34 protein-coding genes are annotated in these 25812 nt (G+C 48.3%); 23 read left to right on the top strand and 11 right to left on the bottom strand.

Annotated elements, in window-relative coordinates; genetic code table 11:
- Position 1 precedes the first annotated feature (1 nt).
- The 3 genes from SPG90_RS04275 to cui all read left to right on the top strand — a co-directional run bounded on the left by SPG90_RS04275 (position 2) and on the right by cui (position 2314).
- The gene (locus SPG90_RS04275; RefSeq protein ID WP_047749225.1) at positions 2-730 is read left to right on the top strand and encodes an ATP-binding protein; all 729 of its coding nucleotides are present in this window, start codon (positions 2-4) and stop codon (positions 728-730) included.
- Positions 731-759: 29 nt separating this feature from the next.
- Positions 760-1416: a DUF1627 domain-containing protein gene (locus SPG90_RS04280; RefSeq protein ID WP_322407958.1), complete on the top strand. Its 657-nt coding sequence runs from the start codon at positions 760-762 to the stop codon at positions 1414-1416.
- A 355-nt stretch (positions 1417-1771) separates the two neighbouring features.
- Positions 1772-2314, top strand: a complete 543-nt coding sequence (gene cui, locus SPG90_RS04285) for a colicin immunity protein Cui (RefSeq protein WP_162269439.1) — start codon at positions 1772-1774, stop codon at positions 2312-2314.
- 38 nt (positions 2315-2352) lie between these two features.
- Here the strand turns inward: cui and SPG90_RS04290 are convergent, their stop codons facing one another.
- Positions 2353-3465, bottom strand: coding sequence for a colicin-like pore-forming protein (locus tag SPG90_RS04290; RefSeq protein ID WP_057060214.1), 1113 nt, complete (start codon positions 3463-3465; stop codon positions 2353-2355).
- 186 nt (positions 3466-3651) lie between these two features.
- Between SPG90_RS04290 and SPG90_RS04295 the strand changes: the two genes are divergently transcribed.
- The 6 genes from SPG90_RS04295 (at position 3652) to SPG90_RS04320 (ending at position 6180) form a co-directional block, all read left to right on the top strand.
- Complete coding sequence (locus SPG90_RS04295) at positions 3652-4071, top strand: Exc2 family lipoprotein (protein ID WP_322407959.1); 420 nt, start codon at positions 3652-3654, stop codon at positions 4069-4071.
- Between the two features lie 250 nt (positions 4072-4321).
- On the top strand, positions 4322-4645 hold the full coding sequence (locus tag SPG90_RS04300) for a hypothetical protein (protein WP_047749289.1): 324 nt from the start codon (positions 4322-4324) through the stop codon (positions 4643-4645).
- Positions 4646-4819: 174 nt separating this feature from the next.
- The gene (locus tag SPG90_RS04305) at positions 4820-5038 is read left to right on the top strand and encodes a hypothetical protein (RefSeq protein ID WP_047749290.1); all 219 of its coding nucleotides are present in this window, start codon (positions 4820-4822) and stop codon (positions 5036-5038) included.
- 144 nt (positions 5039-5182) lie between these two features.
- On the top strand, positions 5183-5476 hold the full coding sequence (locus tag SPG90_RS04310; RefSeq protein WP_039261958.1) for a Ref family recombination enhancement nuclease: 294 nt from the start codon (positions 5183-5185) through the stop codon (positions 5474-5476).
- Complete coding sequence (locus SPG90_RS04315; protein WP_322407960.1) at positions 5469-5837, top strand: RusA family crossover junction endodeoxyribonuclease; 369 nt, start codon at positions 5469-5471, stop codon at positions 5835-5837. The genes SPG90_RS04310 and SPG90_RS04315 overlap by 8 nt, the downstream gene beginning before the upstream one ends.
- Positions 5830-6180 (top strand): antiterminator Q family protein, encoded by a 351-nt coding sequence (locus tag SPG90_RS04320; protein ID WP_045897147.1) that lies wholly within the window; start codon positions 5830-5832, stop codon positions 6178-6180. Before SPG90_RS04315 ends, SPG90_RS04320 begins: the two co-directional genes overlap by 8 nt.
- Positions 6181-6610: 430 nt before the next feature.
- Here the strand turns inward: SPG90_RS04320 and SPG90_RS04325 are convergent, their stop codons facing one another.
- The gene (locus SPG90_RS04325) at positions 6611-7495 is read right to left on the bottom strand and encodes a DUF6731 family protein (RefSeq protein WP_063453573.1); all 885 of its coding nucleotides are present in this window, start codon (positions 7493-7495) and stop codon (positions 6611-6613) included.
- A 547-nt stretch (positions 7496-8042) separates the two neighbouring features.
- Between SPG90_RS04325 and SPG90_RS04330 the strand changes: the two genes are divergently transcribed.
- The 5 genes from SPG90_RS04330 to SPG90_RS04350 are packed head-to-tail and all read left to right on the top strand — an operon-like array spanning position 8043 to position 9791.
- Positions 8043-8447 (top strand): putative holin, encoded by a 405-nt coding sequence (locus SPG90_RS04330; protein ID WP_047056281.1) that lies wholly within the window; start codon positions 8043-8045, stop codon positions 8445-8447.
- The gene (locus tag SPG90_RS04335; RefSeq protein WP_322407961.1) at positions 8444-8740 is read left to right on the top strand and encodes a phage holin family protein; all 297 of its coding nucleotides are present in this window, start codon (positions 8444-8446) and stop codon (positions 8738-8740) included. The genes SPG90_RS04330 and SPG90_RS04335 overlap by 4 nt, the downstream gene beginning before the upstream one ends.
- Positions 8737-9366, top strand: a complete 630-nt coding sequence (locus SPG90_RS04340) for a glycoside hydrolase family 19 protein (protein ID WP_322407962.1) — start codon at positions 8737-8739, stop codon at positions 9364-9366. Before SPG90_RS04335 ends, SPG90_RS04340 begins: the two co-directional genes overlap by 4 nt.
- 22 nt (positions 9367-9388) lie before the next feature.
- The gene (locus tag SPG90_RS04345; RefSeq protein WP_416208401.1) at positions 9389-9652 is read left to right on the top strand and encodes a hypothetical protein; all 264 of its coding nucleotides are present in this window, start codon (positions 9389-9391) and stop codon (positions 9650-9652) included.
- Positions 9603-9791 carry a hypothetical protein gene (locus tag SPG90_RS04350; RefSeq protein WP_322407964.1) on the top strand — a complete coding sequence of 63 codons (189 nt, stop codon included), beginning with the start codon at positions 9603-9605 and terminating at the stop codon, positions 9789-9791. Before SPG90_RS04345 ends, SPG90_RS04350 begins: the two co-directional genes overlap by 50 nt.
- Positions 9792-9847: 56 nt before the next feature.
- Here SPG90_RS04350 and SPG90_RS04355 read toward each other — a convergent pair whose 3' ends face one another.
- On the bottom strand, positions 9848-10387 hold the full coding sequence (locus SPG90_RS04355) for a YfbU family protein (protein ID WP_322407965.1): 540 nt from the start codon (positions 10385-10387) through the stop codon (positions 9848-9850).
- Positions 10388-10671: 284 nt separating this feature from the next.
- On the opposite strand from SPG90_RS04355, the gene SPG90_RS04360 reads away from it, so the two are divergent.
- The 6 genes from SPG90_RS04360 (at position 10672) to SPG90_RS04385 (ending at position 15408) form a co-directional block, all read left to right on the top strand.
- Positions 10672-11175, top strand: coding sequence for a DUF1441 family protein (locus tag SPG90_RS04360; RefSeq protein ID WP_322408155.1), 504 nt, complete (start codon positions 10672-10674; stop codon positions 11173-11175).
- 99 nt (positions 11176-11274) lie between these two features.
- Positions 11275-11619 (top strand): GPW/gp25 family protein, encoded by a 345-nt coding sequence (locus tag SPG90_RS04365; RefSeq protein ID WP_322408156.1) that lies wholly within the window; start codon positions 11275-11277, stop codon positions 11617-11619.
- Positions 11609-12523, top strand: coding sequence for a baseplate assembly protein (locus tag SPG90_RS04370; RefSeq protein WP_214581306.1), 915 nt, complete (start codon positions 11609-11611; stop codon positions 12521-12523). The genes SPG90_RS04365 and SPG90_RS04370 overlap by 11 nt, the downstream gene beginning before the upstream one ends.
- Positions 12516-13067 carry a phage tail protein I gene (locus SPG90_RS04375; protein WP_192979443.1) on the top strand — a complete coding sequence of 184 codons (552 nt, stop codon included), beginning with the start codon at positions 12516-12518 and terminating at the stop codon, positions 13065-13067. The genes SPG90_RS04370 and SPG90_RS04375 overlap by 8 nt, the downstream gene beginning before the upstream one ends.
- Positions 13068-13069: 2 nt before the next feature.
- On the top strand, positions 13070-14797 hold the full coding sequence (locus SPG90_RS04380) for a phage tail protein (protein ID WP_322407966.1): 1728 nt from the start codon (positions 13070-13072) through the stop codon (positions 14795-14797).
- Positions 14785-15408 carry a tail fiber assembly protein gene (locus SPG90_RS04385; RefSeq protein ID WP_192979441.1) on the top strand — a complete coding sequence of 208 codons (624 nt, stop codon included), beginning with the start codon at positions 14785-14787 and terminating at the stop codon, positions 15406-15408. The genes SPG90_RS04380 and SPG90_RS04385 overlap by 13 nt, the downstream gene beginning before the upstream one ends.
- Before the next feature lie 60 nt (positions 15409-15468).
- Here the strand turns inward: SPG90_RS04385 and SPG90_RS04390 are convergent, their stop codons facing one another.
- Both SPG90_RS04390 and SPG90_RS04395 read right to left on the bottom strand, forming a co-directional pair.
- Complete coding sequence (locus SPG90_RS04390) at positions 15469-16221, bottom strand: glycosyltransferase family 25 protein (protein WP_322407967.1); 753 nt, start codon at positions 16219-16221, stop codon at positions 15469-15471.
- Positions 16221-17471 (bottom strand): O-antigen ligase family protein, encoded by a 1251-nt coding sequence (locus SPG90_RS04395; protein WP_222563479.1) that lies wholly within the window; start codon positions 17469-17471, stop codon positions 16221-16223. The genes SPG90_RS04390 and SPG90_RS04395 overlap by 1 nt, the downstream gene beginning before the upstream one ends.
- A 368-nt stretch (positions 17472-17839) precedes the next feature.
- Here SPG90_RS04395 and SPG90_RS04400 point away from each other — a divergent pair, with 368 nt between their 5' ends.
- The 3 genes from SPG90_RS04400 (at position 17840) to SPG90_RS04410 (ending at position 20327) form a co-directional block, all read left to right on the top strand.
- A complete protein-coding gene (locus SPG90_RS04400) occupies positions 17840-18259 on the top strand; it encodes a translesion error-prone DNA polymerase V autoproteolytic subunit (protein WP_032637749.1) in 420 nt (139 codons plus the stop codon).
- Between the two features lie 2 nt (positions 18260-18261).
- Positions 18262-19530, top strand: coding sequence for a Y-family DNA polymerase (locus tag SPG90_RS04405; protein ID WP_322407968.1), 1269 nt, complete (start codon positions 18262-18264; stop codon positions 19528-19530).
- A gap of 140 nt (positions 19531-19670) precedes the next feature.
- On the top strand, positions 19671-20327 hold the full coding sequence (locus tag SPG90_RS04410; protein ID WP_252039297.1) for a hypothetical protein: 657 nt from the start codon (positions 19671-19673) through the stop codon (positions 20325-20327).
- 43 nt (positions 20328-20370) lie between these two features.
- On the opposite strand, the gene SPG90_RS04415 is transcribed toward SPG90_RS04410, so the two are convergent.
- The 6 genes from SPG90_RS04415 to rluE all read right to left on the bottom strand — a co-directional run bounded on the left by SPG90_RS04415 (position 20371) and on the right by rluE (position 25791).
- Positions 20371-21045: an SOS response-associated peptidase gene (locus tag SPG90_RS04415; protein ID WP_222563477.1), complete on the bottom strand. Its 675-nt coding sequence runs from the start codon at positions 21043-21045 to the stop codon at positions 20371-20373.
- A gap of 410 nt (positions 21046-21455) precedes the next feature.
- Positions 21456-22826, bottom strand: coding sequence for an adenylosuccinate lyase (gene purB / locus SPG90_RS04420; protein WP_044596802.1), 1371 nt, complete (start codon positions 22824-22826; stop codon positions 21456-21458).
- Between the two features lie 19 nt (positions 22827-22845).
- Entirely contained in the window at positions 22846-23475 is a 630-nt protein-coding gene (gene hflD, locus SPG90_RS04425) for a high frequency lysogenization protein HflD (protein ID WP_322407969.1), read from the bottom strand.
- Positions 23476-23501: 26 nt separating this feature from the next.
- A complete protein-coding gene (mnmA, locus tag SPG90_RS04430) occupies positions 23502-24614 on the bottom strand; it encodes a tRNA 2-thiouridine(34) synthase MnmA (protein ID WP_021241033.1) in 1113 nt (370 codons plus the stop codon).
- A gap of 40 nt (positions 24615-24654) precedes the next feature.
- On the bottom strand, positions 24655-25128 hold the full coding sequence (locus tag SPG90_RS04435) for an NUDIX hydrolase (protein WP_045358066.1): 474 nt from the start codon (positions 25126-25128) through the stop codon (positions 24655-24657).
- Positions 25129-25137: 9 nt separating this feature from the next.
- A complete protein-coding gene (gene rluE / locus SPG90_RS04440) occupies positions 25138-25791 on the bottom strand; it encodes a 23S rRNA pseudouridine(2457) synthase RluE (protein ID WP_126304606.1) in 654 nt (217 codons plus the stop codon).
- Positions 25792-25812 lie beyond the last annotated feature (21 nt).

A 25812-nucleotide genomic window follows, 5' to 3' on the forward strand; every position in this document is an offset into this window, starting at 1 on the left:
CATGCAAAACGCAGGTTCCATTCTCGATCGCCTTCGCCGCGTCATTCCGCCGGGCGTAGAACCCAAATTTAAGAGCGCTGCAGAGCTGATGGCCTGGCAGCGCGAAGAAGGGCAAAAGCGCGCAGCGGAGATCGACAAGATCAACCAGCAGGCGTGGGCAGAGAAAATTTTCGGGCGATCCGGGATCCAGAACCTGCACCGCAGCTGCAGCTTCGCGAACTACAAGGTGGAGGGGGATGGCCAGCGGCATGCACTGAGTATGGCAAAGAGCTATGCGCAAAATTTTGGTACAGGGTTCGCCAGTTTCGTTTTCACCGGAAAGCCAGGTACCGGGAAAAACCACCTTTCAGCGGCCATCGGCAACTACCTGCTGAAGCAGGGGAAAACGGTCCTGATTGTGACGGTTCCGGATCTGACTCTTCGCGCTAGGGCCTGTTATGACGAAGGGCGTTCTGAAGCCGCGCTGCTGGACGACCTCTGCAAAGTTGATCTGCTGGTGCTCGACGAAGTCGGTATTCAGCGCGACAGCCGCGGCGAGAAAGTTTTGTTGAACCAGATTATCGATCGCCGCCTGGCCGCCATGCGCCCGGTTGGTGTTCTGACCAACCTGAATTACGACGCGCTGGTAGAAACCCTGGGTGAAAGGGTTGTTGACCGCCTGCGCATGGATAACGGCATTTGGGTGAACTTTGACTGGGAGAGCTATCGCGGAAACGTTAGCCACCTGTGACCTGTTAAGTAAATTTTGAGGAGAAAATTATGGAATCTGTAATCGACGCACTGAAAGCCATGAAAAAAGCGACATATCGTGAGGTTGCCGCCCGTCTTGATATTGAGCCCGTAGAAGCACTGAATATGCTGCGCGAGCACAAACAGCAGGGTTTGTGTGATTTCTTCGATGGATCATGGTCGGTCGGTAGCGCGAAGGAACATAAGCCGAAGCGTATCAGACCCAAGCAGCCATCGCCGCTGGTGGAGAGGGTATTGTCAGCAATGCAGGGGCAGGGGGCCATGACGGCCAATCAGGTCGCAGAAAAACTGGGTAAAGGTTCGCGAGCCCTGAATGCATCGCTGGGTGCAATGTGCAAGGACGGTCTGGTCCTACGCCATGTGGACGGTAAAAACATTACTTGGAGCCTGGCGGGTGAACCGGTAATACAACCAGAGCAGCAGGAGCCCGCGGCAGCGGAAGTCAAGGCTGCATCGGCTCCGGAAAGCAAACCCCTTGAAGAAATTATTGGGGATATCCCGGCTTTCGTCAGCCGTCCGGATGATCTGATTATTCCTTCATCGCGTTATATCTCGACTGAAATCCGCCGCACGAAAGCGAAGCTGGCAAACCTGCAGCGTCTGCAGGGGGCCGTTCGCGAGTTGCGCCGCCACAAACATTTGCTGCAGAGGATGGGAAATGACTGATTTACCGAAATGCCCTGTATGTGGCATGTCCCCTGCACTGAGGGTTCGCTGCCGGGGAATGAACTGGGGGGCCGCAGAAATTAGGTGCTCTAACGGTTGTTCAGAATGGCGAGTTGGATTCTCTTTTCCGCCAGGAGGGGAGAGGGAGGCTCGAAGAGAGCTTGAAGATAACTGGCGTAGGCTTGTGGAAAAAACTTAACGCTATAATTGTAGTATTTGCTCTTATGCATGAAAAAGGTCAACAACACCGACAAAATGGATCGACTAGCAAATCTGCAATATAATTATTTCATTTTTCAATCCACTGACTAAACTCAGAGGGACAAGTTCGAAACACAGGGTAGGTGAAATGTCTATGAAGCAAGTTGAATCAAGGAGTTTGACAAATATTGCGGCAAAAAGAATGTATTATATTTTTCTTGTCGGGGTTATACCTTTGATTCTGATTTTTTTATCATATACTAACAACCAAGGGAGCGATTCTCTAACTTATTTATATGCGTTATCTGGTAAAGTTCCTGAGTTAATTTCAGCCAATAACCCAACATTAAGTAGTGTTATGAGTTTTTATGTTAAAATTGCTCCTTTGTTAGGTGTTTTGTTTTTCTTGATTGCCCGGAGGAAATTAACTTTAAAAACCAATTTTTCTTTCACAAAAGGTATTTTGGCTTTTATGTTATTCACCGTGTTTTATATTGCAATTATTTATTATTTGTTGGTGTCGAACGTGGAGCTAACTGAATCAGGAAGATTTATGAGGCTTTTATCAGGGAACGATTATCTTCTTACTGTTTTTTTCGTTAGCGTATTTTATGTGTGTTATATCCTCACCTGCTATTACATCAGCTATGCTTATGCAGTTTTCTTAGTATTAAAATTAAAAATTAAGCACCGGTGATAGTTAAGGGGCAGATAACATCTCTGCCCCCTTTTAGATCAATGAGCTGGTCTGATTATTTCATTGTTGATTTTATCAACGATTTTATCGTCAATGAATGAAGCTAGGTAACTAATGCCTATAATTCCTGCAATTGTTAATGCAGTAATTGGTAGCCCGACGGTTGTCGCAACAAAAGACGCCAGGGCGCCAAAGATCCCCATTGCTACACCGACAGCAATACCACTAATAACCCAGGACTCAACCTCTAGCATCAATGGACCCCAGTTTCCTGTTTCGTAGCCTTGGATGCTTTTCTCTCGGATTTTTTCTACTTTGATCACCAGATCTGCAGTCTTAAATGCTTTGCTTAGATTGCCGAGTTTGTTTGCCATATCACTCGCATTCAGGCTTTTCCAGGCGTTAACAATCGCAGTTTTATCACCTTGATTAATTTTCATCCCCGGATTAGCAATAATCTTATTCAGAGAGGCCATTGCATCATTGTAGTTACGAATTGTTTTACCTTGGAAGTTCTTAACGTTACTTGCAATTTCCCTTGACACATCCTTATATTTTTGCCCTAAGTAACTACCAACTTTTTCCCCCATGTCAGCAATAATTTCGCTGGCTTTTTGTAATGCTTCAATTTGATTATCTTCATCGAGCATCTTCTGGACATTTTCGCGCAAATTACCCCGGGCTGCTTTTGGTATACTTCCATCCCGCACTGCTTGCTCATATAAGTTCTTAAGCGCTTTCCGGGAAACTTTATCATTGGAGCCATAGTACTTTGCCGTTCTATCCCAGGTAGATGGAGCGCTCGTAGTGCTAATTCCATTTTGATTCTGGGAGTTATTACTACCAGACTGTGAACCTGAGTTACCACCATTACCACCGGAGCCTTTACCTGAATGACTGTCTACTCCTGAACTGATAGCAATTGCACCACCGGCAGAAAATACTCCAGCCGCATCACCTCTGTTAGCAGCATTCACCTGTGCACTGTTGTTTGGATCCACAGAAAATCCATTAATATTCTGTGTACGGCCACCATTCCCACCATTACCCGACGTACCGGAATTACTGCCAGAACCAGAGTTACCGATGCCAGGATTTTTGCCACCACTGAACGCATTGTTGTGTGCATTGTCGCCACCATTACCACTCATAGTTAATTCCTCTTTGACGATTAAAAGTTATAAAAACTGCATATAAACAACTGGGTATATATACAGTGATTCGAATCCTACGCCGCTGTTTTGACCGTGTCAATGACAGATTTTGGGGTATGACTATGAGTGAAAAATCCTGATAAGCTACTGATGGGAATGTTTTTTACTGGAATGGAGATCTCCATGAATAAATCTACCGGAGTATTCGTGTGTGCATTGTTAACATCATCCTTGATGAGCAGCGCATGCACCCCTCAAACAAGTGCAGAACGCCATGCACGCCAGTATGTATATGCTGCAGATGACGGCTTTGACCCGAATGTACGCGTTATAAAAGCCGACAGTATTAAGATGGCGGTGCCATTCTTTAAAACTTTTCATGATCTGGGAGCAAAAGACCGCTCATCAGGCATGTCTATAGAGGACGCCAACAAGCGTGCAGATAGTTTTCGTAGCGAGTCATTTCTGAACTCCATTCAGAGTGAAACAATTTTCGCGGGAACTCGTTACGTCGAAAATAAATCATGGTCTGCTAAACAGCGTAAAGCTATGAGCGACGCTATCTCTGAAGCCTACATTGATGGCTATGAAGGAAGAATGTGAGTAGTAATAACAGAACATTTCGGTACCAGTTTCTGCATTACATTCACGAACACACGTGGTTGTAGCTCACTAACGTAAAAGTTTTAGTTAGAGATGATTTTGTATGGTTTCTCTTAAGTTAAAGAATGGAGTTTAGTGCTTTTTTATTAATCACTTACCCGCTTATGCGGGTTTTTTTGACCCAAATTCTTGACCCTCATTTTTTTAGTGGTACTGTATAAATATACAGTTAAGTGCTAAGGGGGTTATCATGGGATTTCAATCACCAGCATTAGACCTCGCTGAGCAGATTCTCACTATTACCAACCTTTACGGTAATGACGACAACTGCCGAACCATCGAAACATCAGCTGGATACGTGATAATAAACATTGCCAGAGAGCCGAAGTTAGGTGACACCATCTTAATTGCGTTCTGCGGTAGTCTGGACTTCGCAAAAGTTCAGGGGAGGGCATTAATAACTCAGGATGGCGAGGCTATAGAGGGTGATTCACTTTATGATGCGACCATAATGGGAGTTGTGACGTACTTTCTGAATCGAGTGACAGATACCGATGATCGGCCTGTGATTTAAAAAGCTGGACCTGAGTACTGAGTTTTGAAAGCAGATCGGTTAGACAGGTCAATTATGATTAATTGATCTTTCTAACCTATTAGACATCTGGTTAGCGGAAACCTAAATGAAATCAGTTCACAGGGAGAAAAGGACCGCCCCCGCAAGGGGAAATCCATTTTTAGGGAATTGCCCATGAAATTGAATGAATTTGCTGCCGGTCTCACCAAAGACGGAATGCTTGTTTTATGTCTTACTGATGGTGAAATAACAGACTACCTTGTGACCAGCAAGGCATTGCGCACACTGATTCGCCGGGAAGGAGGCGGGCTTTCAGCCCAGATTCTGGACGATGAAGATCGGATTATCAATTTGAACTCCCTGCCAGAAGCACTTAAGGTTCTCAAGCCGTAAGTGTTGATTTATAATAATCAAACGGGCTGAACACCCACTGATTACTGCGCCAACCTGAGGAATCAAAATGGCGCAGAGCATTACCCTAAACAACTCTCACCGCCCGTCTATGTGCGGTGTTTCTGCTTATGCTGGTGGTCCAGCATGAAGAAAGCAGATAGCCTCCATCTTTCGCGTGTGGCCGCATTGGGCTGCATCGTGTGCAGAAATCAGAACCTGGGCGAAACGCCTGCGGAAATCCACCACATCCGAACCGGGCAGGGCGCAAGCCAGCGCGCTGACCATCGGAAATCAATTCCTCTGTGCCATATGCACCATCGCAACGGCGGTTATGGTGTAGCCATTCATGCTGGCCGTAAGCAATGGGAGAGAAACTTCGGTACCGAGTTGCAGCTGCTGGAGCAGGTCCAGTTAGAGCTGGGAGTATTCTATGCCTAAATACCTCATCACTCCTGTCGGAAAACCCCGCATGACCCGCGCTGATAAGTGGAAGCAGCGTCCGCCGGTGATGCGCTATCGCATGTTTTGCGATGAAGCCCGCCTTCATAGAATTCAGGTACCGGAGAACGGCACCCATATCACCTTCGTTTTGCCGATGCCGCAGAGCTGGAGCAAGAAAAAGCGTGCGGCTATGGACGGCCAGCCCCATCAGCAAAAGCCCGATCTGGACAACTTAACAAAATCTCTGTTGGACGCCTTGTTTGAGGATGATTCCCACATTTGGGACGCCCGGACATCAAAAGTATGGGGTGACACCGGAATGATACTTATCGAAGACATTGGAGAGAAAAATGCGTGACATGTACGAGGTAATGGATCGCTGGGGAGCCTGGGCTGCTGCTGATAGCAGTGGCGTCGACTGGCAGCCTATAGCTGCTGGTTTTAAAGGATTACTACCGCACGGTAAAAAGTCACGCCTGCAATGTGATGACGATGAGGGAATTAAGATTGATGGTTGCGTTACACGACTAAAGCACTATGAGCCTGAAGAGTATGAGTTGGTTATTGCTCATTTTGTGATCGGTATTTCACTGAGAGCTATTGCGAAAAAACGGAAATGCTCAGATGGAACGATTCGAAAAGAGCTACAAACCGCATTAGGATTCATTTGCGGTGTTATGCTTATGGTAGAAAGTAGATAATATTAAGGAGTCGCTTATACTACAGCGACTCCACTATTTAATGTTTAATACCACCATTGAAAATCGTCGACCTGCTTCTATAAGATAAAGGATACTTATACAAAGGAAAAATATTATCATATAGAAGAAACACTTGATTAAATAGTCTTGGGATACGAGACATATTAGACAAACTACAATCAGTGAAAGTAGAAATGCACATGTCATTATTGTATCCGCGATCAACCGTCTGTAGTGGCCAGTTTTGATCATATTTATAACTAGTCTTTTGTCCATCAATGCTGTTATTAGAGACATAGACGTGATCAAGAAGCCTAAGAGAGTTCCCGCTAATCCAGTAATAACCCCTGAGGCGCTCACTAACACCTCAACTTTTACACTATCTGATTTTAACCAAAATAATCCTACCACTAAGGCGCTTACAACAGACCTAGAGCAGAGCGTCTTCCATTGCACCAAAGTACCCATCTAACGCCTCCTGACATTCTGCTTTAGCTGTGTCAATGATACCATACATTGTAAAACTTGGAGGAAAATGAGAATTCGTCTCAACAGACTGCCACGAAAAAACCCGGTCAGCAACAAGATCGATAGGGTATTCAATACCATCCTCAAAAACATGAGCTCGAGCTGTAGTAGCCCCGGTACGCATCAAATTTCTTAAAGTCCTTTTTAATCGGTTAGTTAATCTTCCTTCAGTATCTGCTCTTCTTAAATCCACCCCCATGCTGATTTTTAAGCTATCTGCATCTGCATCATTCATCATGCCGAGAATGCTGGAACCGAAATCATCATCTGGATAGAGTGCTGGATTTGTAGGCCTTGGCAAAGTGATTTCAATTTTTTTCAATTCAATATCACCGCTCATAAGACGCGCAATTGCGTCTGACTGTAAAATTGGCCCTGCTGAAACCCTGATACCAGCTGTACTACTTAAGAAATTGACGAATTGATTGATTCCACTGGAATGGTTGTTCCTGTGCCAGGCGAGAATATTGTTTTCTTCGTAGTATATGAAAAAGTTCTTTTCAATAAGCCCTTCGCCATCCTCTAACTCTATCTGTTCTGCATCTTCGCCGGGGAGACCGATCTCAGGGATGTCTGTATCCCTGAATTTCCGAAACTGTCCGCAAACACTCTCAGGGAACCGATCGAATACTAACCCCCAAACCTCACGTGTAAACCCGCCAATTTCAAACGATGTATCATATTCTTCATCTCTCAAAGCTTCGAATAGATCGCGAACTGAAGCTAAATTTTGATTTGGCACAAGATTCAATTGAAAGAATTCAATTTTATATGAACGCTGAGGCATATCGTTTCCCTTTAGAATTCTATAGGAGGTTTCCTAAAGCAGGCTGATTCAATGATACGAAAAGTGTAACGCGTACGCAAAAACTATCGTAACCTGTTAAGACTGGTCTCTAAGCATCCTACTTAGGTATGTCTTTCACCACCCAAAAATCGATCTATGTCAACGATATATCCGTTGCTCTTTGCTATTGCTATCCTTTAGCCAAAGGAAGGAGTAGTTCTATGGGAGGTTGTGCTGTCTGTGGATGTTCTCTAAACGATTCCCAAGATGCTGTGCATAAAGGTATTGATTATAAGTCTTGTCCAAAGTGTTCAGCAGATGCTGGAGTTCATGTGTTTTATAAAACAGAAGACTTTGGGTACAGAGATATGGGCGATGGTCGGCACATAGTTCAATCTTGGTGTCCTTCGTGCCGCTCTGGTGATAATCCATCTCTTCCTGAAGCATTCAGATGTAAGTGACATAATCTTTTTAACAAGGCTGCCTAATAGGCGGCCTTTTTTTGTTTCCGCTCTTTCTGAGAGGACTCACAGCAACAGGGGGCTAAATGTCCGCAGAACCAATAACTGCAACAGTAACGGCGGGCGTGGCTGCTGGTACAACCGGAATCACTTTCGCCACGCTTTTTCCAGAGGCTACACCAGCAGTGATGGTCTGCTCCCTGGCTGGGGCCGCGCTGTATATCCTCAGTTCTGAGGACCACAAAATCTGGAAGCAGATTCTTTTTGCGCTCATTTCGTTTATCGGTGGCATTTACTGTGCCGGTACTGCTTCAGAAATTATCGCCGCCCTTATCAACGCCGGACTGAATCAGCTTAGCCCGCCAGTCACTATCAAGGTATCGCCCGCGATTGGCGCACTGGCAGCTTCAACGGTTTCCGTGACAATTCTGCTGCGCATTCTTGCCCGATCAAAAACAGGCAACCTGCCCGGCGTGAAGGGGGAAGAATGACGTGGCTGCTGCAGAACTTTCCATGGCTGTTGCTTCACCTTAATGCACTGGCCTGCATCATGATTTCGTTCCGCCTGATGTTTTTCCGTAAGCGCAGTATGCGGCGCCGCCGGGTAATGGAGTTTCTGGCCTATGGGCTGATTCTGGCCCCTGCATACACGGCTTTCCGCATCTGGCACGGCGATTATGTGCAGGTCGATTACGGTGAAATCCTCATTAACGTTGTTGTCTGTGTCGCTGTCTGGCGTGCGGGCGGCAATATCGCTCGTATTACTGGAGAGAGCACAACGTGAACCAAACACAATTTCAAAAGGCGGCAGGTATCAGCGCCGGGCTGGCAGCGCGCTGGTTTCCGCAGATAGGCAAGGTTATGCGGGAATACGGTATTACCGCACCGCTTGACCAGGCCATGTTTATCGCACAGATGGGGCACGAGTCCTCAGGCTTCACCCGGCTGGTGGAGAATCTGAATTACGCGGCTGAAAACCTGGTACCCACATTCGGCAGGCACCGCATCACACCCCAGCAGGCCGCCGCGCTCGGCAGAACGGCAACGCAACCGGCCAACCAGAAAGCGATCGCCAATCTTGTTTACGGTGGCGAGTGGGGGAAAAAGAATCTGGGTAATCAGGTAGCGGGCGACGGCTGGAAATATCGCGGGCGCGGGCTGAAGCAAATCACCGGGCTGAGCAACTACCGCAGTTGCGGTCAGGCGCTGAAGCTGGATTTGGTTACACAGCCAGAATTGCTGGAGGTGGACGAAAACGCCGCGCGCTCAGCTGCGTGGTTCTATGCTTCCCGCGGCTGCCTGCTCCACTCCGGCGATGTTGAGCGCGTTACGCTGCTAATCAATGGTGGACGAAACGGGCTGGAGCAACGCCGCGCACTGTTTAATTTGGCAAAATCCGTGCTGGTCTGAGGTGGCTATGAGCATCATCGAAATGATTTTGGGCGGTATTGCTGCGCTGGTGGCCGTCGCATTCAGCGGGTTTGTTGCTGGAAATATTCGCGGAAGCGGAAAGGCAGAAGCAAAAGCTAAGCAGCAGCGCACCGAAGAGAATGCAGCGGCGACCGTTGCCGCGGCGGAACGTAAAGCAGAAGTCACTAAAGAGGCCAGTAATGTCCAGCAGACTGTTAATCACATGCCTGATGACGATGTTGATCGCGAGCTGCGCGAAAACTTCACCCGCCCCGGTGGTGGTTGATACGGGCTGTCTGTGGACTCGGATTGTCTATCTGACAAACCACGATATTGACGTTCTGGACAAGCAGACCAAGCGCGACATCCTGGCGCATAACAAAGCGTGGCAGGCGAACTGCCAGCCAACCAAAGACAGGAAATGAAGTTACGGGTAAAAATGGAAAGGCCCTTTCTTGAAGGGCCTTGGAATTATTACCTGTTAAATACCATGAGGTGCAAGTCTTAAAACTGAGGATATTTCTTCTACATTGAGATTGAACAATCGATTCGGTGCATCGAATTTTTTATACTCCGCCAGCATTTTTGAGTAGTCATCAACTGTTTCGTTGTGGGTATTTTCAATGGGCTCTTTCTGCTCAACGTAACGATCGAATTTAATGAATGCTTCTACGATAGAGAAGTACTGCGCTTCATTATTACCATCGAATCCAGGGATTTGAATGTTCTTGTCAATCATCCTTAATTCAAATCTCTCGGTGAGACTCTGCTGAGTATCCTCAGGTAATTTCCGGATTGCAGCAGATAGACCTCGATACATATTCAATATATCAATAACAAATTCACGATCCTGCTTAGAAGCTTCTTCTGCGTTAAAGAATGAGTACTTAGCTTCAAGGATCCATGAGTTACCTGAGGTAATTGCATATTTTACGAGTTCAGTATCAATTTCAGTTTCAATTCCGAGATGTTTGGCAATGTCACAAAGCAGAATGGTGTCAATTTTATTCCTAATGTCCATATGCGATACCTTTGATTATGGGTACTAGTAGATAGTGTGTGGTTACTATAGCCATAGGAACCGCACAGATCATTACCCTTTTAAAAAAACAGTCCACCGTGATGATAATGAATCGTATTTGCAAAAGGTACTCCTGGTGATTCTGAACACCGAGGGGGCGAGGACACGCGGAAAACGGCTAGTTTTTTGCATTTTATTGGTTTCATCATCATCCGTTTAACCTCTTGATATTTCAGTCCTGATCATTTGCAGGATGTCGAAATGACTATTTTTTGTTCACCATCATGGATAACGAACTCAAAAATTTCCGGCTGAATATCACGCAGCTGGCAGCCATTACCGATCTGCACCGCCAGACGGTCGCTAGCAAGCTTGCAAATGTTCAGCCGGCACCGGGCAGCAATCCGAAACTTAAGCTTTTTGCCATCACCGATATCCTCAGGGAGTTGCTGACGAGTACCACACCGTCGGAGCTGGTGGACGTCGACAAAATGCTTCCCCCCGATCGTAAAGCCTGGTTTCAGTCGGAGCGTGAAAGGCTCAAGTTTCAGCAGGAAACTGGGGAGCTGATCCCGGCGTCAGAAGTCACCAGAGAATTTTCCTCCATGGCAAAAGCAATGGTTCAGGTGCTGGAGACGTTACCCGACATTCTTGAACGAGACTGCGCCATGACCCCTTCCGCAGTTGTCAGGGTGCAGCAGGTTATTGACGATCTGCGCGACCAGATAGCCCTCAAAGTTGAGCAGGCCGACTCACCGGAACAGGAGGATATGCCAGAAGAGGAGTAAATCATGCGACAGGCCACGGCAGCGGAAGTCAGGCGTAACGCTTCCGCCATTCTCAAAGCCCCGCGCCGTATGCCTGTGGCTGAGGCGGTTCAAAAATTTATGCGCGTACCTATGGGAGCCGGTAAACGCCTGTCCGGCAGCGATCATTTGCGCCAGTCCGTCAGCGACATCCTCTCCACCCCCGTCGGCAGCCGCGTGCTGGTTCGTGATTACGGCAGTGACCTGTTTTCGCTGGTGGACAACCCTCGCGACGATCTTACCCGACTGCGGATTATCGCGGCCACGGCCTCAGCGCTGGCGCGCTGGGAGCCCCGGTTGCGGGTCACGCGTGTAATGGTCACTTTCCCGGCAGATGAAGCAGGGTGTGTCGTCGATATCGAGGGGATCAATAAAGAGAATAATCTTCCCGTCAGCACCGGAGGCATACAGATTTATGGCAAGTAGTTATGACGTAATTAACCTGTCTGCGCTGGCGGTACCGGATGCGATTGTGGTACCGGATGCCGCCGATATTTTTACCCGCTGGCTGGCGCGCCTGCGCGAACTGGATCCAGAATTCGACGCGCTGGTCGAATCTGATCCGGCGTATAAACAGGGGGAAATCAACGCTTACCAGCTCACCCTGGCGTTTCAGCGTGTCAATGATGCGGTACGTGCTGTTTTCCTTGCCAGCGCCAGAGGAGCCGATCTTGACCAGATAGGTGCGGGTTTTAATGTTTCCCGCCTGGTGATAAATCCCGGTGATCCGGATGCCGTGCCACCCGTCGATCCTGTCTATGAAGACGATGACGCTTTCCGTGAGCGTATCCAGCTTTCGTGGGCGCAGCTGAATACGGCAGGTGCGCGCAACGCTTACCGCTTTCATGCCAAATCCGCGGATAACGATGTGCTGGATGCGGATGCCTATGGCCCGGAAACGCACAACCGCCCGGGTGAAGTGGATGTCTATGTCCTGTCGCGAACCGGTAATGGTGAGGCCAGCCCCGGCCTGACGGAAAAGGTGATGAGCGAACTAAGCGCCGATGAGGTCAGGCCTCTGACTGATTATGTCAGCGTCAAAAGCGCCACCATTGTCAGTTATGCGGTAACAGCTGAACTGGACATACCCGACGGACCGGATTCGCAGACGGTGCTGGAGCATGCCATCAGCACGCTGACCAGCTACACCCTGCTTTCACATCGCATAAACGGCCTCGTGCCGCTTTCCGCGATTTACGCTGCACTCCAGCAGCCCGGTGTTTCCAGAGTCAGGCTGATAAGTCCGGTCGCAGATCTTGAAGCGGCCGCCGGGCAGGCTCCCTGGTGTAGTGCGATAAACGTCACCCGCAAAGGAGGCTCCGTTGGATAAATTTCGTTCCCTGCTACCGCCCTCCGCCATTCAGCCTGAGCGGGCGCAGGAGCAGGCCAGCTCGGAGCAGAGCACCGCACTGGATACGGGCATGGTGCGTAAAGTGAAAGACCCCGATACCTGCCCGGCGCACTTGCTGCCCTGGCTAGCATGGGAATTTGCGGTTGATTCCTGGGAAGACGCCTGGACAGAGGCTGAAAAGCGGCAAGTGTTAAAAAATGCCGCCTATGTCCATCAGCATCGCGGTACTGCCGGCGCTGTCAGGCGGTCACTGAGCGCTGTCAGTCTCCCGACGACAGTGGTGGAGTGGTGGGAGGATCAGCCGCGTAAGGCTCCCTACACCTTCCGCGTTGAGGTTTACAGCCTTCAGGAAGTTGATGACGCTTTGTATCAGCGTATCCGGCGGCAGGTCGATAAAGCGAAGAACCTGAGGAGTCTGTTGACCTCCATTGACGTGATTGCCGACCTGGGCGCCAGGGGAACTTATTATACCGGCGGTGCTGTTACCGCCTGGATTGATGTCGATATTGAGGCAGGAGTTTAGCCATGGCTGAGAAATATTACAGTATTCTGACCAACAGAGGTAAAGAGCTGGAGGCGCAGTCTTCTGCGACCGGGAAACCCGTCATTATTAAAGACTTTGTGGTGGGTGACGGTAACGGCCAGCCCGTAACACCTAATCCGGCATTAACCGCCCTGATACATGAGGTGTATCGTTCGGGAATTTCAGCGTTGCAAGTCTCGCCGGATCAGGCGAATCAGTTTATTGCGCAGCTGGTACTGCCTCCCGGTGTGGGGGGCTTTGTTGTTCGTGAGGTCGGGCTGTTAACCGATGCCGGCGAACTGTATGCCGTGGCGAACTGTGCAGCAATTGAGAAGCCAGTAAGTGGCATCAGTGTGACGCTCCAGTTTCGCCTTGCCGTTTCAGAAACGGCGGATATCGAACTGAAGGTGGCAACCGGGGACGGCCTGTTCCTTCGCCAGGATGCAAACCTGCGCGATGTGAAGGATGCCAGTGAATCCCGGAAAAATATTGGGCTAAAAGGTGCCGCTGTACTGGATGTTGGTACAACGGCGAATACAGTCGCCGCCGGGGATGACCATCGTATCGTTAATGCCCTGCAGAAAGAAAATAATCTTTCTGATGTTCAGGATAAGGCGTTAGCCAGAGAACATTTAGAACTCAGGGCGGCGGCTGTCAGGGATGTTGCTGACAATGTAGCGGGTGCGCTCGTGCCGGTTGGTTATAAAGGGAACTTTAGTTCCGACTCAAATCATGGTGCGATTGATTTTGCGACTTACCCCTTTGTCGTCGGTGAATCACTGTTTATAGATACCCGTGGATGTACCAACACCCCGCCATTCCTGACGCAGGATTTTTACTATATCGATGTCGTATGTGCTACCGGCCCCGCTCAGGGGGGAAGGGTAAACCGGCCGTTAGTCCAGTTCGTGAGTTACACGAATTCGAAGTTGATCCTCGCCATTCGTGAGGATGATGGCAACAATATCGGCTGGCGGTATTTCAGGGCGGTGCAATACGATAATGATAATAATACTGTTACCATCCCTGGGGCGCTTAAGGCTGTCAATGGAGGTGCAGAGCTTTCACAAAATGCGATAAATATTCGAGGTGCAGGTAATAAACACCTCTGGTTTTTTAATGCTTCCGGTTCAGAAATGGGGCTCGTTTATGCCTCAGATGATAAAGTGCTTCATCTTCGCGCAGCGCAGGGACCTTCAGTCGATGTTCAATCAAACGGAAACGTGATTGCGCCTAACTATCTTGAGGCAAAGGATGATATCCATTCAGGGCGAAACATCAGCAGTGTGGGGCTGATTCAGGCGGGGGCGGGCCTGTACGACACGCCAGGAGTACGGGTGTACTCGCCAAATAACCCTCCGCCACAACAGGATTTAAGCCCATACGCGAGACGTGACTCAATTACTACCGTTGGGCTTTCATCAAACAATCCTGCATACCCTTATATGCGGCAGGAATCAACTGGAGCGATTATCAATCTTGCTCCGCAAGACTGGGTTAGCGGTAATTTTGCAACAAATGCATGGACGTCGTCTAATTTCTTGCAGGGTGGTGTCAGGTTAGCTTCACCTGGAACGGCAGATAACGGAAATAATGATGGTAACTTTGCATATGCTCCAGATGGGGCTGTAGTTACTGCTGTGATGCAAAAGACAAACTATACGGCAGTACAATTTCGATATATTCAATATAACATCAACGGCAACTGGTATACTGCATGGGTATCTTAATGGAAATGCAATCAGGCGTGTTTAAAAAATACAACCCATTAGAAATCTGGGAGAACTATACAGCGGAGCAGGTCGCTAAGTTATCACAATGTGAACTTGAATTATATTACATTGCAAAAGCTCCAGATATGAATGTCGTTTTTCTAAGGGATGAGTATGGAAATGATTGGTATCAGTGGCTAAAGACGCTCTCCAAAAAAAATCTAAAAGTATCATACGATCCTGAAACCAAAAAGATAATTCATTTTTCATATGATGCTAGTTCGATATTCCCTATTAATCAGATTGTGGTGGAAGTCTTGCCTGAAAATGTACCAGATGGATTTGTTGATGCTGGATATAATGCGTTTGGAGGTTCTTTCATCTTTGATAAAGGGAAAATCATAACTGCACCAGTAGATTATGAGCTAAAAGCTCAACGCAAAAAACAGGAGTTATTAGCCTACGCAAATAATATAATTGAACCTCTTAAAGATGCTATTGATTTGAGGATGGCAACAGAAGACGAGCAAAATACTTTATTAGCGTGGAGGCAATATCGAGTACTTTTATTGCGCGTTGATACATCGCATACATCTAATATAATCTGGCCGATCACACCCTCGTCATAGTTGCAGGAGATTTATAAAGTGTATATTAAGAAGCGCTGATTTTAATCAGCGCTTGGAAAATCACTGCTTGATTATTTTCTGAAATGGACGATGGAAAAGAAGGGTGCAAGCTTTAGCTATTTTGACTTTAAAAGAACGGCTTGAATAAATAGCCTTCCATGCTTCATCCTTTTTTTTCTTGGTTATATCGTCATTCCGATTGCCGATGGTGGTTACACTCTCATAAACTGGGTTGGTGTTGATGTATTCAGGTATAACCCCACGTAAATTAATAAAGCCGAATTCTTTAAATGTTTGCCACTGATCGGCTACGCACCAAATAGGGAATAATTTTTTGCAAAGAATGCGAGCGGCGGCTTTATTTATAATATAAGCATGAGAAAAGGCTGCATTATAAACATCATGAACAGAATGTCCGTTAGCTAATTTTAAAATGCTTTTATTGTTGTAATGGTTAACTTTAGAAAGCAAGTAAACATATGGAATGTTTTTTGGGATTGATAACTCAATTTCATCAAGGAAAACAGAAATATCTTCAGGTAAGTAAATGTCATCCTCAAGCACCAGCGCGCACTCATCTTTGGAGGCATCAAGTGCTTTATAAACTGTCAAATGGCTCAGGGAACATCCAATTTCCCCAGGAGTCACCGCGTAGCTATGTTCTCTTTTCAAAAGAGAAAACACATTTTTTGGAATACATTTTCCGTTTACAGCTGGAATTAACTCGTAATCAAGCATTAGACGCTTTGCTTGGGATTCCATTGATTCCCTTCGTTCAGTATCGCCTTCCAGATTAATAATATATATTTTCATTATTTAGAAGCTCCTTGCCAATAATCATTTGCCATACTTGAAAGAATAATTGTAGTGGAAAAAATAACTATCAATTCTATTGATGTCAACAATACATCTGTGGAACCATAGAATAAAACTGCTAAGGTAGGTATGCCAACTGGCCCAATTATAGCAGGGTGGCTACTTTTAAAAATCAACATAAAGAAAAAAATAAACAATACAAGTATGCCGAGAATACCAAAAATTGATGCGTACTGAATAAATTCATTATGTAAATGCACTGTTAGATAACCTGCTGCCTCTGATTTCTCGTTAGCATTTTTCAAAAAATTTTTTATTTCATTATTTCGATGAGTCTCACTTTGTCCAAAAGGTGATTTAGCAAAAGCCATGGCTCCAAGTTTCCACATGCTGAATCTGGCTCCCAAAGAGGTATGGTCATTTCCAAGATTGTACTCCCTTATTTCAATCATGGTGGAATCGAGACGATTAATTATTATTTTGGAATTTAAGGAAGCAACTACTACCAACGACAAAATTGAAAGAATCAGCGTCTTGAAATTAAGTAACTTATCTCGCCACATCCATGAAAGAAGCAACAGCAAGCCGAGCAAAGGATGGATAAGCATGGCCGTTCTTGTTTGAGTTAAGAAAATGATATAAGTGGAAATTATAAGAACGATTAATTGAAATAGATACTTCTTTTTAGTTGTAATGGTAGCTGCTATGATCGCTGAAAAAGCTAATGAAAATGCACTGAAAGCATATGCCGTCAGAGTTGCTCTATTAATGCCAAGAAGAATGCGCGTATCGCTGTTCATTCCTTGCAAGATCCCATAAGTGCTTGCAATAATGAAAGCCAAAGTCATCACTGATACTATGATCGTAGCGCTGGGGAATTTCTTTAGCTTATCCTTACCGTTTAAGATAAAGAGAGAAATTATTGCTGCTATAAGCCATCTTTTTCCTGGTGTATATAACAATTCAGATGATGTTTCTCCTGATAAAAACCCAGATAACAATGACCATCCCAAGAAAAGAACAGATAGCATCAAAAAAGAAAAAGCAATCCTGTTGCAATTTATTTTCTCTTCTTTTTTGATTAAGTTGAGTAATAAACCTGCTAGCGATAAATACCCGCACCAATAAAATATTACGCGCGAAGTTTTTTCATGGATAAATGCACAAGGCAGCACTACCAATAAAAGCGTAAATGTTGTTATGTAAAGTGCTTTACTAATGAACTGCACTTGTTGTGAATTAATCATTTTTTTGCATATCCTTTGATCATCAACTCTTCTTGATATGTTGTTGTTAACATAAGTCTCAAATTCTAGTGAAGCCCCTTCCTCATTTTATGCTAACTGAGCAGCCACGCCATGTGCAATAGCGGGCTGTTGTTTCTGACTAATGTTAACTCACGTGCTATGCGGTTCATTCCTGTAACATGCAACGTCGGCGTAATTTTGTTCTCTTAAATCTACCATTGAATAATTTACGAAATCAATAATTCGAACCGTCACAGAAACTTAGAAACGAAGCGGCGAATTTTTAGACAGTCATAGGGGATCTGGCGTATTGCGCACCCTCAAAGAGAAAGCTACTGTATATAAAAACAGTATATGAGGTATGTGTAATGGAATTTATCAGACCTGCTGAACTGCGAGAAATTATCGCGCTTCCGCTTTTCAGCGACTTAGTCCAGTGTGGTTTCCCAAGCCCAGCGGCTGATTATGTAGAACAACGCATTGATCTTAATGAGCTTCTTGTTGCTCATCCCAGCTCGACATATTTCGTCAAGGCTGCAGGCGACTCGATGATTGAGGCTGGGATCAGCGACGGCGATCTGCTGGTGGTGGATAGTTCCCGCAATGCTGAGCATGGAGATATCGTTATCGCCGCGGTAGAAGGGGAATTTACAGTTAAGCGCCTGCAGCTACGCCCGACAGTCCAGCTAATACCGATGAACAGCGCTTACTCACCGATCATCGTCGGTAGCGAGGACACGCTCGATGTGTTCGGTGTCGTGACTTTCATCGTTAAATCTGCGAGCTGACCATGTTTGCGCTCTGTGATGTGAATTCATTCTACGCATCATGCGAGACGGTGTTCAGGCCAGATCTGAGAGGGCGTCCGGTTGTTGTTCTCTCGAACAATGATGGCTGCGTAATCGCGCGCAGCGCCGAGGCCAAGGCCGCTGGAATTACAATGGGGGAGCCTTTCTTCAAGCAAAGAGAGTTGTTCCGGCGCGCTGGCGTGGTTTGCTTCAGCAGCAATTACGAGCTTTACGCTGACATGTCCAACAGGGTAATGACGACGCTTGAGGAAATGAGCCCCCGCGTCGAAATTTACAGTATTGACGAAGCTTTTTGCGACCTGACAGGGGTTCGCAATTGCCGGGACTTGACGGAGTTTGGCAAAGAGATACGCGCGAAGGTTCTGAAGCGTACGCACCTGACTGTCGGTGTTGGCATCGCGCAGACTAAAACCCTCGCTAAGCTCGCAAATCACGCCGCTAAGAAATGGCAGAGGCAGACGGGCGGGGTGGTCGATTTGTCGAATATCGATCGGCAACGTCGGTTGTTGGCTCTGGTACCAGTAGAGGATGTGTGGGGCGTCGGTAGGCGTATCAGCAAGAAGCTTAACGCCATGGGCATCAAAACGGCTCTGGGCCTCTCAGAACAAAGTACCTGGATTATCCGTAAACACTTTAACGTGGTACTTGAGCGAACGGTCAGGGAGCTGCGTGGCGAGCCATGCCTCGATCTGGAAGAGTTTGCACCTGCAAAGCAGGAAATTGTCTGCAGCAGGTCTTTCGGCGAACGCGTCACCGAGTACGAACAGATGCGCCAGGCCATTTGCAGCTATGCGGCGCGTGGCGCCGAAAAGCTTCGTGGTGAGCACCAGTATTGCCGCTTTATCTCTGCGTTCGTGAAAACCTCTCCCTTTGCGCTTAACGAGCCGTATTACGGTAACAGTGCGTCCATGAAGCTTCTCACCCCCACTCAGGATTCCCGCGACATTATCAACGCCGCGGTAAAGTGCCTGGACAAGATCTGGAAGGATGGCTACCGGTACCAGAAAGCTGGCATTATGCTGGGTGACTTCTTCAGCCAAGGCGTGGCCCAGCTAAACTTATTTGACGAAAACGCACCACGAGCAGGTAGCGAAAGGTTGATGGAAGTGCTCGATCACCTGAACGCTAAAGATGGAAAAGGCACGCTTTATTTTGCTGGGCAGGGCATACAGCAGCAGTGGCAGATGAAGCGTGAAATGCTATCCCCTCGGTATACGACCAGATTCTCTGATCTACTTATAGTCAGGTAAGGTTGTGGAAAATATTCATTAATCCTTAAATGATTTTATTGGCTTTAAAGAAAGCGCCTGCCAAGTATGCGAAATGTTGTTATATTGATGCCTTGCATGAAATGTATGTATCTAATTTTCGATTTTTGAGGTGGGTTAACATGATGATTTTAAAGGAAATTATTGTCATTTTTGATAAGAATTTTGAATCAATCTCATCTTTTATTACGGCATTAATAGGTGCGATTATTGGCGGGATGTTTACTCTTAAAGGGGTTGACCGTGAAGCCAGAATAACAAGGACAGAAGCTGAAAAAGAAGCGCTGGAGTTGCAATTATCTGTATTGAAGGGCATTAAAGGCGAGTTGGTAACATTATTTGATTTATATAACAAAAGAATGCGGATTCATGTAGACAATATTGTTCCGGGTCAGGCTTTGAATTTAGGGTTTCCTATTGGTGATGATAATTTTACATTTTATGAGCAAAATGCCAAATTTATAGCAAAGCTTAGTGACGATGCAAGGGATTCGATAATAAACATATATACTTATGCTCGCTCTCTGATACAGTCCTATAAAGGCAATAATCAACTTATTGAGGAGTATGAAAAAATATTATTCGGCATGGCTGAGAATAATAAAGACAAAGAAATGTATGAAAGGTTGCATGATAAAAAAGTTGAGGTCATGATTGACTATGCACAAGGCATCAAAGCGATCGATGCGGAGTTAAAAGAGGCCATCGATAAAGGTTTTAATGTCATTGATAATGAAATCGCCTCGCTTCAATGCAAACTGGAAAATAATAAAATATAAGATTTATAATTTTATTGGGTTATAGAATAAACTTTAATCATCCTTAAGTTGAGAGCGGTTCTATTAAGAATTGCCCTTGATTATTTGGATTACCCACTGCACGCGACACAGCGTGCCATATAAACTTGTCGGCTGGCACGGCACCGTCGGCCGCTATTTCTTCTGCTTCTTTCCCGCCTATATCCTGGCGCATCCATTCGTGTGCTGCTGCCGTCGACAGAACCAGTGGCCGTCGGTCGTGAATGTCGATCAGGCCTTTATCAGCTGCAGACGTTACAATCAGAAAGCCTTCAGCTTCATCACCCCGTTCAAACGGTGTGCAGCCGATCGCCGCCATGAAAATAGGCTGGTTGTCTGCGCGGTGGATGAAGTAGGGCTGTTTTTTATCACCATCTTTCTTCCACTCAAACCAACCATCTGCAAAGCAGATCGCCCTCCCATGCTGCCAGAGAGACTTAAACATTCGGCTGGTGGCCGCAGTTTCAACACGCGCGTTAATCAGGGGCGGCTTATCCCACCACCCGGGCGCGTAACCCCAGAGCACTGGATCGAGGTGCAGCTGCTCGTCGCGTTCGCTCAACAGCAGGACTTTTGTACCGGGCGCCACATTGTACCGACCAATAGGCTCTGGGTCATATGCGATATCACGATCGGCTTCATCGGCCAGGTAAGAAAGATATTCTTCACGGGTTTGGGCTTGTGCAAAACGTCCACACATAGAAACCTCCAGTCGGATGTCAGACTGAAAGTATAGGGCAGGGAGAAAAATCAGCGCGCTGGTTAAGTCTTACAAACGGATTCGTGGCGATTATGCTGATCAGGTAGAGAGGTGTAAAGCGGTGTGTTACGAAACTGTAAGAAGCTACGCAAAAGCGTGAATTTTGGGGGCAAATCTGGGGGCAAAATCGTGCTGGGGGCATGATTTGGGGCGATAAAATGACCATTATTGTCCGATAATGTCTGCACTGTAATTGTTGTAAGCTGCTGAAAAATATATAAGTTGTTGTTTTGATGTTGTTTGTAGTTTTCGCTAAGCAGTCTAACGCTGATTATGTTGTTGTGGGGATAAACATTGAGTAAACCGGGGAAAAGCATCCCCCTTTTCGGGCGAAAAGGGGGAGAGGGGCGTTACTTCAGCTCGTCGACCATAGTGATGGCGCGGCCAATGTAGTTCGCCGGGGTCATCGCCTTCAGGCGCGTTTTCTCTTCTTCCGGCAGCGCCAGACCGTCGATAAACTGCTTCATGCCTTCGGCGTCAACGCGTTTTCCGCGGGTCAGCTCTTTCAGCTTCTCGTACGGTTTTTCGATACCGTAACGGCGCATCACGGTCTGGATTGGCTCCGCCAGCACTTCCCAGTTGTGGTCCAGCTCGTCCAGCAGACGGTCACGGTTCACTTCCAGTTTGCTCACGCCTTTCAGGGTGGACTGATACGCGATTAGCGCGTAGCCAATGCCCACGCCCAGGTTACGCAGTACGGTGGAGTCGGTCAGGTCGCGCTGCCAGCGGGATACCGGCAGTTTGCTCGCCATATGCTGCAGCACGGCGTTCGCCAGTCCCAGGTTGCCTTCGGAGTTTTCGAAGTCGATTGGGTTTACCTTGTGCGGCATGGTGGAAGAGCCGATTTCACCGGCGATGGTTTTCTGCTTGAAGTGGTTCAGGGCGATGTAGCCCCACACGTCACGATCGAAGTCGATCAGGATGGTGTTGAAGCGGGCGATGCAGTCAAACAGTTCGGCGATATAGTCGTGCGGCTCAATCTGCGTGGTGTACGGGTTCCACTGAATGCCCAGAGAGGTCACGAACTCTTCGCTGAACTGGTGCCAGTCCACTTCCGGATAAGCGGCGATGTGGGCGTTATAGTTACCGACCGCGCCGTTGATTTTGCCGAGGATCTCAATCTGCTCCAGCTGACGATACTGGCGCTCCATGCGGTACGCGACGTTCGCCATCTCTTTACCCATCGTGGATGGGGTGGCTGGCTGGCCGTGGGTACGGGAGAGCAGCGGAATGTCGCGGTATTCCACGGACAGCGCTTTTACCGCGTCGATGATTTTACGCCAGTAAGGCAGCACCACCTCTTTACGCGCGGTGGAGAGCATCAGCGCGTGAGAGAGGTTGTTGATGTCTTCAGAGGTACAGGCGAAGTGAATGAACTCAGACACGGCGTGCAGCGCAGGGACGCTTTCCACTTTCTCTTTCAGGAAGTACTCAACCGCTTTCACGTCGTGGTTGGTGGTGCGTTCGATGGTTTTAATGCGCGCGGCGTCTTGTTCGCTAAACTCGGCAACGATTTTATCAAGGTAATCGTTTGCCTTTTCGTCAAAAGCAGGAACTTCCTTGATTGCTGCCTGGGCGGCCAGCTTCTGCAGCCAGCGTACTTCAACCTGAACACGGAACTTCAGCAAACCATATTCGCTGAAGATCCCGCGCAGCGCGCTGACTTTATCGCCGTAGCGTCCATCGACAGGGGATACGGCGGTCAGTGAGGATAATTCCATAATTCGCAACTCCGGGAGGTTAACAATGAGCAAGAATTTGTTTTGCCTGAGTGGTCAGGCGATTACGAGAAAACATTAACTGCAGGCGGCCACCGCCCACCTGGTGCCACAGCACGGCGGCGCGGATACCTGCCAGCAGGGACGCGCGCACTTTTGCCTGTACCTGCGGACTTTGCAGCACGGCAGGGGATCCGGTGACCTGAATACGCGGGCCCAGCGGGCTGATGACGTCAACATAAATGCTGGCCATAGCGCTCAGCAGCGTTTCCGACTGCAGGTCAAAATGATCGAGCTGACGCTGCAGCCCGGCAATGCGATCGCCCAGCGTATTCATTGCGCCTTTTGCGGCGTTCAGCTTACGTTCCAGCACCATCAGGCTCAACGTGTAGCGGGTCAGCTCCGCGTTTAATCCCTGACGGCTGCTGGCGTTAAGCACGCCCAGCAGAGTTTCAAGACCGAGACGAAGATTGGTTTCACTGCCGCCGAACACGCCCAGGGTCGAGCCGGGGTTGAGATCGATAACGCTGTTCAGCGAAACGTGCAGGGCGTCAGCGTCGCAATGACCCTGATGCGCCAGCTGTTGCACCAGACGGGCTGACTGGCAAATTCCCGCCAGCGCCAGGGTGATGTCATAGTAGTTCTTCGCCACACGGTCTCCTTTATGTGTGAATCGTATTAAACAGCAGGCAGCGGCAGGCGCTGTTCAATGATCCCGCCGCCCAGACAGATTTCGCCGCTGTAGAAGACAGCAGACTGACCCGGGGTGACGGCGGCGACCGGCTCGTCGAAACGCACGTCAATGCGATCGTCATCGAGCGCGGTAACGGTGCAAGGAATATCGGTCTGACGGTAGCGGGTTTTCACCGTGCAGCGCAGCGTGCCTTTCAGCGGCTCACGATCGACCCAGTGCAGCTGCTGCGCGATCAGGCCAACGGACATCAGACGCGGATGGTCGTGACCCTGAGCAACAACCAGAATATTGTTTTCGACATCTTTGTCGACGACGTACCACGGATCTTCGCTACCTTCTTTCGTCCCGCCGATACCCAGGCCTTTACGCTGGCCTAAGGTGTGGTACATCAGCCCCTGGTGCTGGCCAATCTCTTCCCCGTCGACGGTGACAATTTTACCCGGCTGTGCGGGCAGGTAGCGCCCCAGGAAATCGCGGAATTTACGCTCGCCGATGAAGCAGATGCCGGTAGAGTCTTTTTTCTTCGCGGTGATCAGGTCCAGCTCTTCGGCGATTTTACGCACCTGCGGCTTTTCCAGCTCGCCGACCGGGAACAGGCTCTGGGCGATCTGCTCGTGGCTCAGCGTATAGAGGAAATAGCTTTGATCTTTGTTGCCGTCCAGACCGCGCAGCAGCTGGCTTTTGCCATTCACGTCTGCACGGCGCACGTAGTGACCGGTCGCAATATAGTCTGCGCCCAAATCTTCTGCGGCGAATTCCAGGAAGGCCTTAAATTTGATCTCTTTGTTGCACAGAATATCTGGGTTCGGCGTGCGGCCCGCTTTGTACTCTTCGAGGAAGAGTTCAAAAACGTTATCCCAGTATTCTGCGGCAAAGTTAACGGTGTGCAGCTCAATGCCGAGCTTATCGCATACGGCCTGCGCGTCGGCGAGATCCGCTGCGGCGGTGCAGTATTCCTCGCCATCATCTTCCTCCCAGTTCTTCATGAACAGGCCCTCCACCTTATAGCCCTGTTGCTGTAACAGGTAGGCGGAAACGGAGGAATCGACACCGCCGGACATGCCGACGATCACTTTTTTCTGGCTGTTATCTGACATGGAATACTCACGACATTGAACTTCAAGGCGGCGTATTCTATCACGCCCCCCCACCATTGGCACCCTCTGTAAACGGCCAGTTAAATGCGCCGATAACATCCAGCGGCAGGCGTGCGCCTGACTGCCAGCAGCGAATGCTTTCCGCAACCAGCGGCGAGCGCAGGTTTGGCGCGTTCAGGATCTCGTCGGCAGTGACCCACAGACAGCGGTCGATATCGTCGTCCTGCGGCTCTGTGGCGCACGTTTCGCTAAGCTCAACGGCGAATAAAAAGCGCAGGAAGGGCGTGTGGTCAGGTGCGATCCACTGATGCATGCGGATGAGGTGCTGAGGCTCAGCGTGAATACCGGTCTCTTCCCACAGCTCGCGTTTCGCTGCCTGCAGCAGGGTCTCATTGGCTTCAAGGTGTCCGGCAGGCTGGTTCCACAGCGCTTTGCCGTTAATGCTCTCTTCGACAACAAGGAATTTACCCCGGGCGTGGACCACGCAGGCAACCGTGACATGAGGTTTAAACATAGTGACTCCTTAAGGGGTAACGTCGCGCCATTCGCCGTTTGCCAGCGTTTCCAGGGTGTAGCTGCCCATGGCGTAGCGAATCAGACGCAGGGTAGGGAAGCCGACGTGTGCGGTCATGCGCCGAACCTGGCGGTTGCGGCCTTCATAAAGGGTGATTTTGAGCCAGCTTGTTGGAATGGATTTGCGTTCGCGAATCGGCGGGTTGCGCGGCCAAAGCCACTCCGGTTCATTCACGCGTTCAATACCCGCCGGCAGGGTTGGGCCGTCGTTCAACGTCACGCCGCTGCGTAGCGCTGCCAGCGTCGCGTCATCCGGCTCGCCTTCCACCTGGACGAAGTAAATTTTGCCGGTGCGTTTGCCCGGCTGCGTGAGCTTCGCCTGCAACGCGCCGTCGTTGGTTAAGACCAGAAGGCCTTCGCTGTCGCGGTCCAGGCGCCCGGCCGCGTAGACGCCCTGAACAGGGATATAATCCTTCAGCGTGCTGCGTCCGGCTTCATCGGTAAACTGAGGCAAAACATCGTAGGGTTTATTGAACAAAATAACCCGCTTCGGCTGGGTTTCCTGCGGTCTTCTGACGGCTTGTCGCGAGCTGAATCGCTCAACCCGGTGTTTTGTAAAAGAAGTTTTCTTCATGGTATTTTCAGGCGTTATCAATTGCCGCATTATAGCCTAATAACGAAGACC

It is taken from the genome of Enterobacter sp. D2 (assembly GCF_034427575.1).
In the GTDB taxonomy this organism is placed as follows: Bacteria; Pseudomonadota; Gammaproteobacteria; order Enterobacterales; family Enterobacteriaceae; genus Enterobacter; species Enterobacter cloacae_M.

What these genes read in the sequence shown, in the direction of transcription:
- SPG90_RS04275 (WP_047749225.1), top strand. Translation starts at nt 2, where the DNA reads ATGCAAAACGCAGGTTCCATTCTCGATCGCCTTCGCCGCGTCATTCCG.
- SPG90_RS04280 (WP_322407958.1), top strand. Translation starts at nt 760, where the DNA reads ATGGAATCTGTAATCGACGCACTGAAAGCCATGAAAAAAGCGACATAT.
- cui (WP_162269439.1), top strand. Translation starts at nt 1,772, where the DNA reads ATGAAGCAAGTTGAATCAAGGAGTTTGACAAATATTGCGGCAAAAAGA.
- SPG90_RS04290 (WP_057060214.1), bottom strand. Translation starts at nt 3,465, where the DNA reads ATGAGTGGTAATGGTGGCGACAATGCACACAACAATGCGTTCAGTGGT.
- SPG90_RS04295 (WP_322407959.1), top strand. Translation starts at nt 3,652, where the DNA reads ATGAATAAATCTACCGGAGTATTCGTGTGTGCATTGTTAACATCATCC.
- SPG90_RS04300 (WP_047749289.1), top strand. Translation starts at nt 4,322, where the DNA reads ATGGGATTTCAATCACCAGCATTAGACCTCGCTGAGCAGATTCTCACT.
- SPG90_RS04305 (WP_047749290.1), top strand. Translation starts at nt 4,820, where the DNA reads ATGAAATTGAATGAATTTGCTGCCGGTCTCACCAAAGACGGAATGCTT.
- SPG90_RS04310 (WP_039261958.1), top strand. Translation starts at nt 5,183, where the DNA reads ATGAAGAAAGCAGATAGCCTCCATCTTTCGCGTGTGGCCGCATTGGGC.
- SPG90_RS04315 (WP_322407960.1), top strand. Translation starts at nt 5,469, where the DNA reads ATGCCTAAATACCTCATCACTCCTGTCGGAAAACCCCGCATGACCCGC.
- SPG90_RS04320 (WP_045897147.1), top strand. Translation starts at nt 5,830, where the DNA reads ATGCGTGACATGTACGAGGTAATGGATCGCTGGGGAGCCTGGGCTGCT.
- SPG90_RS04325 (WP_063453573.1), bottom strand. Translation starts at nt 7,495, where the DNA reads ATGCCTCAGCGTTCATATAAAATTGAATTCTTTCAATTGAATCTTGTG.
- SPG90_RS04330 (WP_047056281.1), top strand. Translation starts at nt 8,043, where the DNA reads ATGTCCGCAGAACCAATAACTGCAACAGTAACGGCGGGCGTGGCTGCT.
- SPG90_RS04335 (WP_322407961.1), top strand. Translation starts at nt 8,444, where the DNA reads ATGACGTGGCTGCTGCAGAACTTTCCATGGCTGTTGCTTCACCTTAAT.
- SPG90_RS04345 (WP_416208401.1), top strand. Translation starts at nt 9,389, where the DNA reads ATGATTTTGGGCGGTATTGCTGCGCTGGTGGCCGTCGCATTCAGCGGG.
- SPG90_RS04350 (WP_322407964.1), top strand. Translation starts at nt 9,603, where the DNA reads ATGTTGATCGCGAGCTGCGCGAAAACTTCACCCGCCCCGGTGGTGGTT.
- SPG90_RS04355 (WP_322407965.1), bottom strand. Translation starts at nt 10,387, where the DNA reads ATGGACATTAGGAATAAAATTGACACCATTCTGCTTTGTGACATTGCC.
- SPG90_RS04360 (WP_322408155.1), top strand. Translation starts at nt 10,672, where the DNA reads ATGGATAACGAACTCAAAAATTTCCGGCTGAATATCACGCAGCTGGCA.
- SPG90_RS04365 (WP_322408156.1), top strand. Translation starts at nt 11,275, where the DNA reads ATGCGCGTACCTATGGGAGCCGGTAAACGCCTGTCCGGCAGCGATCAT.
- SPG90_RS04370 (WP_214581306.1), top strand. Translation starts at nt 11,609, where the DNA reads ATGGCAAGTAGTTATGACGTAATTAACCTGTCTGCGCTGGCGGTACCG.
- SPG90_RS04380 (WP_322407966.1), top strand. Translation starts at nt 13,070, where the DNA reads ATGGCTGAGAAATATTACAGTATTCTGACCAACAGAGGTAAAGAGCTG.
- SPG90_RS04385 (WP_192979441.1), top strand. Translation starts at nt 14,785, where the DNA reads ATGGGTATCTTAATGGAAATGCAATCAGGCGTGTTTAAAAAATACAAC.
- SPG90_RS04390 (WP_322407967.1), bottom strand. Translation starts at nt 16,221, where the DNA reads ATGAAAATATATATTATTAATCTGGAAGGCGATACTGAACGAAGGGAA.
- SPG90_RS04395 (WP_222563479.1), bottom strand. Translation starts at nt 17,471, where the DNA reads ATGATTAATTCACAACAAGTGCAGTTCATTAGTAAAGCACTTTACATA.
- SPG90_RS04400 (WP_032637749.1), top strand. Translation starts at nt 17,840, where the DNA reads ATGGAATTTATCAGACCTGCTGAACTGCGAGAAATTATCGCGCTTCCG.
- SPG90_RS04405 (WP_322407968.1), top strand. Translation starts at nt 18,262, where the DNA reads ATGTTTGCGCTCTGTGATGTGAATTCATTCTACGCATCATGCGAGACG.
- SPG90_RS04410 (WP_252039297.1), top strand. Translation starts at nt 19,671, where the DNA reads ATGATGATTTTAAAGGAAATTATTGTCATTTTTGATAAGAATTTTGAA.
- SPG90_RS04415 (WP_222563477.1), bottom strand. Translation starts at nt 21,045, where the DNA reads ATGTGTGGACGTTTTGCACAAGCCCAAACCCGTGAAGAATATCTTTCT.
- purB (WP_044596802.1), bottom strand. Translation starts at nt 22,826, where the DNA reads ATGGAATTATCCTCACTGACCGCCGTATCCCCTGTCGATGGACGCTAC.
- mnmA (WP_021241033.1), bottom strand. Translation starts at nt 24,614, where the DNA reads ATGTCAGATAACAGCCAGAAAAAAGTGATCGTCGGCATGTCCGGCGGT.
- SPG90_RS04435 (WP_045358066.1), bottom strand. Translation starts at nt 25,128, where the DNA reads ATGTTTAAACCTCATGTCACGGTTGCCTGCGTGGTCCACGCCCGGGGT.
- rluE (WP_126304606.1), bottom strand. Translation starts at nt 25,791, where the DNA reads ATGCGGCAATTGATAACGCCTGAAAATACCATGAAGAAAACTTCTTTT.